Annotated in this window: 12 protein-coding genes; 5 read left to right on the forward strand and 7 right to left on the reverse strand. The window is 71.2% G+C overall.

Annotated elements, in window-relative coordinates:
- Positions 1 to 253: 253 nt before the first annotated feature.
- The 5 genes from HNV26_RS21845 to HNV26_RS21865 all read right to left on the reverse strand — a co-directional run bounded on the left by HNV26_RS21845 (position 254) and on the right by HNV26_RS21865 (position 6,670).
- Complete coding sequence (locus HNV26_RS21845; protein WP_171443021.1) at positions 254 to 442, reverse strand: hypothetical protein; 189 nt, start codon at positions 440 to 442, stop codon at positions 254 to 256.
- Positions 443 to 538: 96 nt separating this feature from the next.
- Positions 539 to 3,535 carry a CHAT domain-containing protein gene (locus tag HNV26_RS21850; protein ID WP_171443020.1) on the reverse strand — a complete coding sequence of 999 codons (2,997 nt, stop codon included), beginning with the start codon at positions 3,533 to 3,535 and terminating at the stop codon, positions 539 to 541.
- Entirely contained in the window at positions 3,532 to 4,134 is a 603-nt protein-coding gene (locus HNV26_RS21855; protein WP_171443019.1) for an RNA polymerase sigma factor, read from the reverse strand. The genes HNV26_RS21850 and HNV26_RS21855 overlap by 4 nt, the downstream gene beginning before the upstream one ends.
- A gap of 140 nt (positions 4,135 to 4,274) precedes the next feature.
- Positions 4,275 to 5,882, reverse strand: a complete 1,608-nt coding sequence (locus tag HNV26_RS21860) for a sensor histidine kinase (protein ID WP_171443018.1) — start codon at positions 5,880 to 5,882, stop codon at positions 4,275 to 4,277.
- Between the two features lie 29 nt (positions 5,883 to 5,911).
- Complete coding sequence (locus tag HNV26_RS21865; RefSeq protein ID WP_171443017.1) at positions 5,912 to 6,670, reverse strand: alpha/beta fold hydrolase; 759 nt, start codon at positions 6,668 to 6,670, stop codon at positions 5,912 to 5,914.
- An 87-nt stretch (positions 6,671 to 6,757) separates the two neighbouring features.
- On the opposite strand from HNV26_RS21865, the gene HNV26_RS21870 reads away from it, so the two are divergent.
- From HNV26_RS21870 to HNV26_RS21885, 4 genes are all read left to right on the forward strand, one after another.
- Positions 6,758 to 7,489 carry a helix-turn-helix transcriptional regulator gene (locus HNV26_RS21870; RefSeq protein ID WP_171443016.1) on the forward strand — a complete coding sequence of 244 codons (732 nt, stop codon included), beginning with the start codon at positions 6,758 to 6,760 and terminating at the stop codon, positions 7,487 to 7,489.
- Positions 7,490 to 7,547: 58 nt separating this feature from the next.
- On the forward strand, positions 7,548 to 8,414 hold the full coding sequence (locus HNV26_RS21875; RefSeq protein WP_171443015.1) for a DMT family transporter: 867 nt from the start codon (positions 7,548 to 7,550) through the stop codon (positions 8,412 to 8,414).
- 101 nt (positions 8,415 to 8,515) lie between these two features.
- Positions 8,516 to 9,064, forward strand: coding sequence for a hypothetical protein (locus HNV26_RS21880; RefSeq protein WP_090495904.1), 549 nt, complete (start codon positions 8,516 to 8,518; stop codon positions 9,062 to 9,064).
- Positions 9,061 to 9,645, forward strand: coding sequence for a tRNA-uridine aminocarboxypropyltransferase (locus HNV26_RS21885; protein ID WP_171443014.1), 585 nt, complete (start codon positions 9,061 to 9,063; stop codon positions 9,643 to 9,645). Before HNV26_RS21880 ends, HNV26_RS21885 begins: the two co-directional genes overlap by 4 nt.
- Before the next feature lie 71 nt (positions 9,646 to 9,716).
- Here the strand turns inward: HNV26_RS21885 and HNV26_RS21890 are convergent, their stop codons facing one another.
- Positions 9,717 to 10,766: a hypothetical protein gene (locus tag HNV26_RS21890; protein WP_171443013.1), complete on the reverse strand. Its 1,050-nt coding sequence runs from the start codon at positions 10,764 to 10,766 to the stop codon at positions 9,717 to 9,719.
- Entirely contained in the window at positions 10,763 to 11,662 is a 900-nt protein-coding gene (locus HNV26_RS21895; protein WP_253816882.1) for a VanW family protein, read from the reverse strand. The genes HNV26_RS21890 and HNV26_RS21895 overlap by 4 nt, the downstream gene beginning before the upstream one ends.
- Positions 11,663 to 11,812: 150 nt before the next feature.
- On the opposite strand from HNV26_RS21895, the gene HNV26_RS21900 reads away from it, so the two are divergent.
- A complete protein-coding gene (locus tag HNV26_RS21900) occupies positions 11,813 to 12,241 on the forward strand; it encodes a thiol-disulfide oxidoreductase DCC family protein (protein WP_171443012.1) in 429 nt (142 codons plus the stop codon).
- Positions 12,242 to 12,306: the final 65 nt, after the last annotated feature.

Consider the following 12,306-nt stretch of genomic DNA (forward strand, 5'->3'; position numbering starts at 1 on the left):
ATCCCCCGCCCATCGCCCCACGCCCCTCCTCAGGTGCCCAGAAACCGCTCGCATCCCCTTGGCCCCGCGCGTCACCACGAAACATCTCTCCCCCTCTTCTCGGGGGCTCGCGACCAACGCCCCCTCAATCTCAAATACGGACCCAGCCCTTTTTATTGTGCATTCTGTTCAAAAAAATCCGGGGTGCCCCGAGTGGGAGCACCCCGTAAAACCTGTATCGCCGAAGCGACTCAGGACAATCCGGAAAAATCACTTATTTGCGACGTGCGTTGTCCGAGCCGTCCGGATGAGACGCCGTATTCACGGACGGGACGACGGACATCCTCGCCGAGAACGGCGGGGACGCCGTCAGCCCCGGGGTGGGCTCCGGCGGTGGGTCATGCGGGTTGATGCTCACCACCGCCCCATCGCGCTTCGACTTCTTCGAAAGCTTCTTCACCATCGCATCCCCCTCTGCGCGGCACCGGCGGGGCCCGGCGGCATGCCGTCTCCCTCGCCTCCGCCCTGATACAACGCACCAGGTCGGATTCCTTGGCCATCATTCGAAGAGGAGGATGCCGTGGACCCAGTCCTCGGAGGGGTGGGCCGCGAGCCACGCGCGCCGCACGTCGCGGAGCGCGAGGGCCGCCGGCGCGCCGCTCCGGATGCGCTCACGCACCGCTTCGAAGAAGCGCCCCGCCGAGTCGGGGATTTCCACCGTGGAGGCCAGCACCGTGGCCGCTCCTGCTTCGATGAAGGCCACCGGCAGGCTGAAGGCCTCATGAAGGAAGGGCGTGGCTCGGGCCGAGCTGCACGTGGCCAGGAGCACGAGCGGCGCGCGCTCCAGCTTCAGCGCGCGGACCTGGGGGGCGGACAGCGCGTATCGGCCATCGGGTTCAGGCGCCAGCACCACCAGCGAGGCGTCTGACATCTCGGGGCTGAAGGCGCCGTGTGCGTGGATCTCCACCTCACTGGCCTGCGCCATGGCCGCCAGCACCCGGGTTGGCGTGGCTTGCATGCCCGACAGCTCGATTCGCTGGGGGTCCGGCGCATGCGGCGGCTCCAGCGGAAGCAACCGCGGGAGGCCGAGCGCCGCGGGCGCCTCCACCCCATTGACGACCAGGTGCGGCCCGCCGCCACGAGCCGGCACGGGAGACGCGCCTCCGGGCCGCCCCACGCGGTAGCTCCAGGCGAGCTCCGCGGGCAGCAGCCCCCGCAGGCCATGCACCGGCGGCAGCGCGAGCACATCCACCCGCTCACAGCCCTTCAGGGCGGCCTGGAGCGACGGCGGCACCAGCCCGGAGGCGTCCCGCCCCAGGGGCTCCGCGCGGCTGGCGTCGAAGTGCCCCTGCAGTTCCCCCATGGCGCCACGCAGCGCGACCACTGAGCGCTCGTAGTCCACGGCGACGCCCAGCACACATCGCGCGGGGACCTCGACCTGAAGCGCGGCGCCCATGAGTGCCAGGGCCTCACCTGGGGCGTCCGTGCGGCCAGCCTCGTGCGCCAGGACGTTGTAGGCCCCCATGCGCGTCTTGCGCGCGTCCACATCGTTGGGAAGGGCCTCCGCCTGTTGGATGGCGCCGCGAAGCAGCTCCAGCCCGGTCGCGCGGTCGCGCTCCAGCACGAACTGCCCCTCGGCGAAGCGCATCTGCGCGAGCTTCCCCGGGGAGGGCTGCCCCCGGTGCAGTTCGGCCAGGGTGCGGCGCAGAAGGTCCGCGTCCTGGCTGTCCGCGCCGAAGCGCGCCAGGTACGACAACAACAGCGCGCCGGGCAGCCCCAGCGGCCGGCCACACTCCTGCGCCAGCTCCAACTCGTTCCGCGCCTCGTGCGCGTCGAACTCCAGCCACGCCAGGTAGGCCAGGTTGCGGTGTACGTAGGTGCGCTGTTCGCAGGCGTCGGGCATTCGCGCCAGGGATTCGCGCAGGTAGGCGCGCGCGCTGGTGACGTCCAACCGGTAGCGGGCGATGTGCGCCAGCTCCTGGAGGAACTGTTGCTCCAGCTCCCATTCCTCCTGCTCCCGGGACGCCAGCCAGCCACTCCACGCCTGCTCGAACGCCTCCGCCGGGCGGTTGAGCGCGAGATAGAGGTCCGACAACCGCTTCTTCAGCGTGGCGCAGCGGTAGGACAGCCCCTTGCCCTGACAGGCATTCACGGCCGCGCGAAGCCGCGCCTCCGCCTTCCACCATTCGCCCGCGCGCTCCTCGGCGCCCGCCAGCTCTCGCTCGGCCAGCAGCGACAACCAGGGGTCATCGGCCGCACGGGCCAGCCGCGTGAAATCCTCCAGGTGGCGCGCGCCCGCCGACTGATTGATGAGCCCGCCCAGGTACAGGTCGTCCTCACCCGAACGCCGCAGCGTCTCCAGGAAGCGCGCTGGCGAGGACAGCTCGCCCCGCACGAGCTTGGCGTAGTCCGCCGCCAGGGGTGCACGGCGGCTGAAGTCCCGCTCCGCCACACGCTGCACGTAGCCGCGAAGCACCTCGCCGCCCTGGACGCCGTCCAACACGTCCGCCAGCGGAAGCAGGCGCAGGGTCCACTCCCGCGACGGCGCGGCCCTCACCGCGTCGTAGAACGCCAGCCGGACGATGCCAGGAAAGCGCTTCGCCTCCTCCAGCGGGAGCCGCGCCTGCGCGTCCACCATCAGGTCCCGCACCGCCGCGCGAGCCCCCTTCCACGCCCGCCCACGCGCCTGCGTCTGCTGCCGGAGCGCTCGCGCGCGGATCCGCGCTTCCTCGCTCCAGCCCGGCTCTCCGCGCTTCACCACCGCGTCGAACGCCTCCGCGGCCAGCAGCGTCAGCCCCATCTCCCGCAGCACCAGCGCCCGGTTCCACTGCGCCTGGGCGTGCTCGGGCGCTTGTCGTAATACCCCGTCCAGCAGCGCCAGCGCCTGTTCCGGATGCCCCTGCTCCAACGCGACGATGGCCAGGTCGCTGTCCCGGTCCGGGGACGGCGACATCCGGTGGAGGAAGTCGGAGGCTTGCCGCAGGTCCTTTCGGACCAGGTACGCGGCGGCAATGCCATGCAGGTCCCCCTGGTCCTCCAGATCCGCCAGCGCCCGGAGCGGCAATGCCGAGCCAGCCCCGCCCGGAGGGCCACTGACGCCCGCGCGCAGGGGCACATAGGGCCGGTGTCCGTCCGCGCGCGCATAGGCGACCCTCGCCTCGATGAGTCGCGACGACGTCTGCGCGAGCCAGACCTCCTGCTGGGAACCCCGCACATCGGCGCGCTTGACGACGAGCACCAGGACGATGGCCGCCGCCACGGCGCCCACCGCGAACGGGACCCAGCGCCAGTACGGACGCCCCGGCACTTCGGCCGTGTCACGTGTCCTGGGCGCATCGGACGCCGTCCAGGTTTCGGGCGCGTCCTCCTGCGCATGCGCCAACACCTGCGGGTCCCCCATCACATGGAAGCCCAGCAGCTCCAGTTGCATGGCTTCGTGCAGGCCGGACGCGCAAGGGTCACAGCGCGCGAGGTGATGCCGGAAGTTCTCCTCGTCCACGGGCGGCAGCTCGCCATCGAGGAAGAGGGACAGCCTGTTACAGAGCGACCCCATCACGCGCTGCCTCCTCCGTCGCTCCCGGTGAGCGGCAGCAGAAGCGCCTTCAACTCCTTGCGGGCTTGATGGAGCCAGCTCCCCACCGTGCCTTCGGGGACGCCCATGCGCAGGGCGATGGCGCGGTAGCGCAGCCCCGAGGCATGTAGCGAATACGCCTCACGCACCCTGGGATTCGACAACTGGGCGATGGCCGCCTGGAAGTCCTTCTCCGAGATGTGCTCCCAGACCTCCATGGCCTCCGGCGCGGGGGCCGCCACCCCCTCGCGCACCAGCCGCAGCTCCGGCCGGTCCTGCTCCAGCAACTCCGAGCGCCGCTTGCGGCACTGGTCGAGGAAATGATTGGTCATCGCCCGACACAGCCACGCCCTGTAGACGGGCTCCGGCTGCGCGGCGAGCGCCCCGTGATGCAACAGTCCGCGCGTGAGCGCCTCCTGCACCAGGTCTTCCGGATCGAGGCCCCCCTGACCGCACAACCGTCTCGCCAGGGCCAACAGCATGGGCCTGACACGATGCGCGAACTCCTCGAACCCGTCGGGATGCACATCCGTACTGTAGGCCACAGGAATGCGAATGACTGTGGCAATGCGTTGGCCGCTCATCGACCCGGACTCCTTCCACGCCTATCGAAACGAAGTCCGGGGCAATCCTTGGGAGGCCGTCGTGAAACAGACTCAATCGCATCGAGTTGCGCTCGCTCACCGACATCCCTGCCGTCCCTCGGGCCAGGGACAGGCCGGCGTCAGGCCAGCGCGGCGGAAATCGAGGCAGGCTGCGCCACGGGTAATTCCAACGTCAACGCCGCGCCCCCCAGGGCTTCCGAGCGTCCCGCACTCAAACGTCCGCCATGCCGTTCGGCGATGCCTCGCGCGATGGCCAGCCCCAAGCCTGTCCCCGGCCGAGGCCCCTCGCGCTTGCGGCCCGTCACGAAGGGCTGGAAGAGCCGGGGCAGCAGCTCCGGTGGAATGCCAGGCCCGCTGTCCTCCACCCTGACGAGCAACCGGCCGTTCGCCTGCCCAAGGGATGTCCTCAACCGTGGTGCGGGCACGTCCCTCAGGGCGAGCAGGGCATTCTCCAACAGGATGACCATCACCTGTGAGAGCTGGGACTGGTCGGCCTCCACCGTGAGCGACGCGTCCTCCTCGGACTCGAAGGAGACGTCGGGCGCGAGCGAGCCCAGTCCCTGCCGCGCGGTGGAGTACGCCAGCGCGACGGTGGCGGAGACATCCACGCGGCGCAGGTCCAGCGGGCGCGGGCGGCCATAGCGCAGCAGCTCGTCCACGAAGTGACTGGCGCGGTCGATCTGCTCCCGCATGGCCGCCACCGTGTCCGGGTCCCCGCCCCTTCGCTCCAGCAGCTTGAGGTGCGCGGCGAGCACGCCCAACGGATTGCGAACCTCGTGGGCCACCGCGGACGTGAACTGTCCCAGCTCCGCCAGCCGCGCGGATTGGTCCGCGCGCGCCTCCTCGCGAGCGAGCGCCACGGCCAGTTCATCACTGGTGGCCCGGCCCTTGAGGAGCTGGCGCCCCAGCCAGGCCTGAAGCGCCTGACGCACGGGCTCGAACGCGAGCGCGGCCAGGGCCAGGAGGAAGAAGGCACCTACGCGGTACTCGGCAAGGAACGGCTGGCCGCTGCCCGACAGCAGCGTCAATACGCCAAAGAGGAAGCCCGCGGACAACACCGCCGCCACCGCGGAGTAGACGAGGCTTCGTTCGAGCAGCCGTCGGTCCGCGGCTGGCTGATGGGCATTGATGACGTGCACCAGCACCAGCAGCGCCGCCAGCACCAGGTACATCCCGAACGGCAACGCGTACCCGCCTGACAGCAACAGGGCGTTGCCGATACTGCCCAGGTACGCGAGCAGCCCGGCGATGCCCAGACTGAGGAGGATGGGCCGTCGCTCGGGAGCTTCGCCGCGGTACGCGCGCGACAGGTGCACCAGCGGCACGCTCGCCGCCGCCACGGCGAGCACCATGGTGGGCCAGAACAAGGGGCCTCGCCCCATCGCCAGCGGCCCGTGCAGGACGTTGGGGAGGAACGCGCCAATGCCCGTCACCACCACCGCCACGCCGTACGCGAACACCACCAGCCGATAGGAGCGCTGCCGGGTCACGTCATAGGCGGAGTGCAGGTACGCCGCCGCGACGAAGGCCCCACCCGCGACGAAGCGCTCCCCCACCCACGCCATGGACGGGATGCAGAGGAGCAGCAGCGCGCCCGTCCACCCCGCGGTCGCCAGGCAGTAGAGCGCCAGGCCCCGTGCGTTGTGCCCCCGGAGCGCGGCCGTGAAGAACAGCAGCAGCGACACGGAGAGGACAGGCACGAGGCTGTAGGCGAACAAGGGCCCCATGCCGGTACTGTGACAGATTCCGCGCGCGCTCAGCGCACCGTGGCGAGAAAGCCGTCCAGCAGCCGATTCACCTCGTCCGGCGCGTCGAGCTGCACCCAGTGCCCCGTGCCCTCCACCTTCGCGTGCGGCAACTCCGGCACCAGGTGGTGATACGAGCCCGGCTCCTCGTTGAAGGCCGTCACTACCGACAGACGCGGCCCCGAGTAGCGCCGCAGCGGCGTCACGGGGTCGAAGTCCAACAGGGCTCCCAGTCCGCCCCGGACGCCCTCTTGGGACGTGGCGCGCATCTCGGAGAGCACCCGCTCGCGCACCTCCGGCCGGGACGCCGCCAACATGGGGCCCCAGGCCTCCCCCACCACCGCGCTCCAGGCCTCGGTCCCCAGCACCGCCATCAAGCCCTGGGCCTGCTCCGCGGGCATCGAACGTCCATCCGAGGCCGGGTCGAGGAGGAACACCCCCGCGACGCGGCCCGGATGCGCCCCCGCGTAGGCCACGCAGACGGCCCCGCCCAGGCTGTGCCCCACCAGCACGAAGCGCTGAAGCCCCAGCCCATCCACCACCGTCCCCACATCCCGCGCGAAGTCCTCCACGGCGAAGCCGCCGTCCCGTGGCAGCTCGGACTTCCCGTGGCCACGCAGGTCCAATGCCAAGGCACGGCGGTGCTCGCGCAGATGCGACAGCTGCGCGGCCCAGTGCGTGGTGTTGCCGGCACTCGAATGGACGAACACCACCGGCAGTCCACCCACGCCCCCATCGTCGACATTCAGCAGTCCCTTGGAACCCATCATGACGGCCTCCTCTGGCCTCGAAGCGCGCGGTCATGCGCGACCTGATGCTTGTGGAGTACGGCCCATCCCTGACAGAAACTGTCAGCAATGGCGCGAGTCAACCGGGTGATGCGACTGCTGGACTTCCTGCGGGGCCGGGATGGGACGACGGTGGCGGAGATCGCCGAGGCGCTCGACGTGAGCGCGCGCACCGTCCACCGGGACCTGGCGACGCTGCGACAACAGGGCATTCCCCTGAGCAGTGACACAGGCCCTGGGGGTGGCGTCCGGCTGGAGCGGGACCGGGGCGTGGCGGCCGTCCACCTGTCGCAGGAGGAGGTGGTCGCGCTCTGGCTGGCCGCGAACCTGTCCGCGACGGGCAGCACGTTGCCCTGGGGCAGCGCGGCGCGCTCGGGGCTCCAGAAGCTCTTCGCCAGCGTCCCCAAGGAGCGGGCCCGGAGCATGCGTGAGCTCTGCCGCCGCGTGGTGGTGGGACGGCCGGCGAGCGCCCGCGTGCTGGCGGATGTCGGAACTCTGCCGGAGGAGCTGCTCGCCGTCTTCGAGCGGGCCTTCCGCGAGCAGGTCTGCCTGTCCTTCGAATACCGCGACCGGCACGGCAAGGCGACCCGCCGCATCGTGGAGCCGCACGGGCTGCTGGTCGAATCGCCCGTCTGGTACGTGCTGGCCCGGGACGTGGAAAAGGCCGCGGCGCGCATGTTCCGCATGGACCGCATCCGCCGGGCGCGCCTCGTCCCCGACCGCCCCTTCACGCCCGACATGGAGGGCCTGCGAGCCCAGGCCGAGGCCCAACGCGCGGACGGTACGCGAGCCTCGCGCTGAGGTAGGCTGCGCGCCCGCCGGAGCCGGAGTGCGCGCCGGAGTCACCAGGAGTCACACGGTGCGGTACTTCGCCATGGTCGCGGCCGGGGCCACCCTCTGGGGGTGCTGGGCGCTCTTCTTCCGTCCCGCGGGGCTCGCCGGACCGCAGAACGCATTCCTCGTGCTCCTCGCCATGTCGCTCCCGGCGCCCTTCCTGTTCCGGCGCGATGCCCTGCGCGACCGCCGGGCCACCCTCGCGCTACTCGTCGTGGCGCTGGCGGACGCGGCGAACACGGCCCTCTTCTTCGCCGCCATGGAGCGCGGGCCGATGTCCATCGCCGTGCTGACGCACTACCTGGCGCCCTTGCTGCTGGCGCTGCTGGCCCCCTGGGTGCTGGGCGAGGAGCGCTCCACCCGGGCCCTGCTAGGCGGCCCGGTGACGCTGGTGGGCCTCGCCCTGCTCATCGGCCGGCCCGACGGTGACTTCTCGGGGCTGACGGCGCTGATGGGCGCGGGAAGTGCCTGCTTCTACGCCATCATCGTCCTGGCCGCGAAACAGGCGGCGCGGGCGTATTCACCCATGGCCGTGACATCACTGCATGCCCCCATCTCCGCAGGCGTGCTGCTGCTCTGTTTCGGAGACCGGATACTGCCGCCCACGGTGGATGGAGGCACGCTCCTCGTGCTCGTGGGCGGCATCGTTTGCGGCCTCATTGGAAACATCCTCTTCCATACCGGTCTGCGGCAGGTTCCCACCGCGGCCGCGGCGGCGCTCACGTACCTGGAGCCACTCACCGCGTCGTTGGTGGGCTGGGCCTTCTTCTCGGAGACGCTGACGCCCGTCGCCCTGGGCGGAGGCCTGCTGGTGCTGGTGGCGGGCGCGTGGGTGGCAGCCGAGCGACGCGCCCCCCTCCAGGCCGTGCCGCTGCGCGCCGCGGCGCGCTGAAACACGGGCTCCAAATCACCGCTTGCATGTCTGGGGAGTCCTTTGGTCCTCTTGGGCCCCGCACACACCCTCCCCTCCGTTCCTGGCGACGCCGTATGCCTATGGAAACCGCAGCCGACAGCCGTGAGTATCGCGTCGTCTTCTTCTGTCCCGCGTCGAGCGCCCGGCTCGAGCGGATGGAAGTGCCCGTGCGACGGCTGCTCACGCGCATCCATGCGCCGCCCGCGGAGCTGGCGCCGCTCCAGGAAGCCGGCGCGATTACCGAGGCCGGCTGGCAGGTGTTCCTGGTCCGCTCGCTGACGGAGCGCTCCGCGGCGCAGGCCATGGCCGCCTACGTCAGCGAGGCCACGTGCGCGCTGGCCGCGGAGCTGGACGCGGAGGTGCTGGGGCTCTACGTGGACGTGTCCGGTGACTCGGCGCGCATCTGCCGCTGCGGCCCCGAAGACGGGCCGGAGACCTTCGCGGGCCGCCGTCAGGCCGCGCTCAACCGCACCGCCGAATGGTTGGAAGTGACGCCCGTCAGCCTCTCCGCCCTCTTCCACCTCGACCTGCCGGACGCGGAGTACGAGCCGGACGCGGATGACCGCTTCGTCGAGGAGAAGCTGCGCGAGGCCCGGACCCTCATGGAGCGCTACCGCCAGGGCAAATGAGGTCTCGAACGCCCGAGGACCTCGCGGGTCGCTGCCCGCGCTGCTTCCTCCCCGTTGCCCTGTGTCTGTGCGCCGAGGTGCCGTGCGTCTCCACTCGCACGGAGCTGCTCATCGTCCGGCACCACAAGGAGACGCTCAAATCCACCAACACCGCGCGCATGGCGGCGCTCGCCATTCCCCGGTGCAGCATCGTCTCCTATGGCTCGCCGGGCGTCCCCTTCGACGTCTCCGTCCTGGAGGGCGATGACACGTGGCTGCTGTTCCCGGACGCGCACCAGGAGCCCGCGCCCGGTGCGGCCTTTCCCAGCAGGCTCATCATCCTGGATGGGAGTTGGGGACAAGCACGCCGCATGGTGCAGCGGGTCCCCGCGCTGCGGCGACTGCCCGGCTTGAAGCTGCCACCGCCCGCGCCGGACTCGCGGCGCCTGCGTCGCCCGCCCCACCCGGATGGCATGTCCACGCTGGAGGCCATCGCCGGTGCGCTCGCGCACCTGGAGGGCGAACACGTCGCCCAACCGCTCTACGCGCTGCACGAGCAGATGATTGACCGCGTCCTCGCGAGCCGGGGACGGAACACCTAGCGCGCTCGACGCCGTCAAGGGGCCGCCCCGGCCGGCGCTTCACGCGGGGCTGGCGCCAACAGGCACGGGCTTCAGCGCGCGGTCAATGCGTCCAGTTCGGCGATGAGGGCGGGCACATCGCCGCGAGGAATCGCCCGACAGGGCCAGAAGCCCGCGGCGCGGTCCGTGGCGATGATGGGGAGGCCTTGCTCCCGCGCCTGCGCCAGCTCGCCCAGATGGCTCTCACACCACGCTGGCGCGAGCACCACGTCCACCTGCTGGAGCGTGCGCTGGACCTGAGCCGTCACCTTCCGCACTCGGGGGTGGTTCAGGTGTCGTGGGTCCGTGCCCTCAGCGGGGCGCACCCAGAGGTTCCACTGGGGTCGTTCGTCGAGCACCGCCAAGGCTTCTCGCAGTCCGCCGCGCGCGAGCGCGGGCCCAGCGAGGAGGGCCACGTGCGGGCCGTGGCGCTGGGGCAGACGGGGCGCCTGAGGCGGTTCGCGGTCCGGTGGAAAATGCAGCCTGCGGAGCTTCTCCGGGGCGTGTCCGGCCAGCCGCAGCCGCTCGAGGGCGAGCTCGCCTCGCACCCAGATTTCATCCGCGAGGACGCGCTCCGCCTCCTGCCGCGCGACGTCCTCCGCGGAGGCGCGGTGGTTGCGAAGGAAGGCCTCCTCCGGGTGTCTCGCGGCCGCGGCGTCCAGGTCCGCGTGCAGGGCCCTCAAGGAGGGCAGGTCCTCCACCAGCACGCAGCGCGCGCCCCGGCGGCGTGCCATCGCGAAGACCTCCCGGGCACCGAGCGCAGGCGCGAGCACCGTCTCCACCGACGCCGGAAGCAGGGCCGAGGCCGCCTGCGCCCACCGCCTGCGCAGGGTGAAGCGGGCCTGGAATGTCGCCGCCGTCGAGCGCGCCGCGACTCGCATCCCGGCCTCCACGGCCCCCCAGCCTGGCAGGCCCCAGACGCGGAAGCCCTCGGGCACTGGCAACGTCCGGCGGGTCCAGGCCTGACGCAGGCGGGTGGGGAGTGGTCCCCAATCGGGCAGTCTCGGCAGCGCCCAGGGGGCCAGCACCTCTGCCTCGCGCATGAGCAGCGATGCGAGATGGGAGAGCCAGGGGGCGGGCTCCGGTGCGAGGACCAGGTTCATGGCGCCCGGGCCTCCACCCGTGGGACTTCGACGCGGGCGTGGCATGCGGTCTCCCCGCACGTCAGGCACGTCCGCTTCCGCGCCTCGGGGTTCAGCAGGCGTCGCCGGTTCTCGGCGATGGTGCGCTCCTCGAGCACAGCGCCAGACCCGATGTCTTCGACTCGGCGCATGACGCGGTTGATGCGCAGGGTTCCCTCGGGGAGCTCGAGAAGGGACTCGTCCTCGGACCACAACCGTGAGCGTGTCCGGAGGGCCTCCGCCCCATGGATGGAGAGCCGCAGCTTCCCGTCCGAGACGCGGGCCCCCAGCCGCACCGGGCCCTCACGAGGCGCCATCACCAGGTCCACGTAGGGCCAGGCCACCGTGGCATCCATTCCCCACAGCGCGCCTGGCGGCGGGGGGACTGCCTCCATCGTGTGTCCCCAGCGCTCCAGGATGTGCCACCCCTGGCGTGCGGCGAACTCAAAGAGCGCATTGGCCAGCAGGCAGATGCCGCCCCCGATGGACGGGGTGAGACAGCCGCCGCTCAGCGCCAGCCCATGCCGGTAGCCCTTGCGCTCCGTCAGCCGGCCCAGCGTGCGCCAGAAAGAGAGGGGCCTGTCCGGAGCGAGGAGGAGGCCATCGAAGGCGGGGGCCGCCAGACGCACGTTGTGCTGCTTGCCCGCTTCGAGCACAGGGTCCGCGTCCGAGTCCGCGCGCTCCAGATTCACGGTGTGCGAGCCGAGGAGCACGCCCTTCTCGTGAGCAGGCGCCAGGAGCGGGCGTGGCCAGCGCTCGGGGGTCGCGGACCACCGCACCAGCCGGTTCGCCTGGAGCATCCACTGCTTGCTTCGCCTCCAAAGCAGGGCGTGGGCGGATAACTCCAGGAGTCGGGGAGCGATGGGCGGCGAGGACATGTCCAAACATTCTGCAAGGGCGGCGCCAGGGAAGGAAACACCCGGGCCTGACACCACGCGTGCACGGGCGCGGCTGCAGGGACACCCGTCAGGAATTCCCCCGCCGCTTCGGCGTCACCCGACGGAGTCGGCTGTTAGACTTGCCGCATCATGCCCCGCGCCCAGCCCCCGGACACCGTGGTCCTCTTCGACGGCGTGTGCAACCTGTGCAACGGCACGGTCCTCTTCATCATCGACCGGGACCCGGACGCGCGCATCCGCTTCACGGCGCTGCAGTCCCAGCGGGCCGCCGCGCTGCTGGCGCCGCATGGCGTCGTGCCCAAGGAGGAACCGGACAGCTTCGTCCTCCTGCAGGACGGCAAGCTGTACGAGCGGTCCACGGCCGCGCTCCGCGTCGCGCGGATGCTGAAGGGGCCGTGGCGGTTTCTCTACGCTTTCATCGTGGTGCCCCGGCCGCTGCGCGACCTCGTCTACCGAACCATCGCGCGCAACCGCTACCGCTGGTTCGGCCGGGAAGCGCAGTGCCGCATCCCCACGCCCGAGCTGCGAGCCCGCTTCCTTCCGGAGACCGCGCCCTGAAGTCTCGCAGCACCGGACTTCGCTCCCCGAAGCCGCCGGCCCCGGAGCCCACCCTCTCCGACGAC

The sequence above is a fragment of the Myxococcus xanthus genome, assembly GCF_013116825.1.
Taxonomy (GTDB): Bacteria; Myxococcota; Myxococcia; order Myxococcales; family Myxococcaceae; genus Myxococcus; species Myxococcus xanthus_B.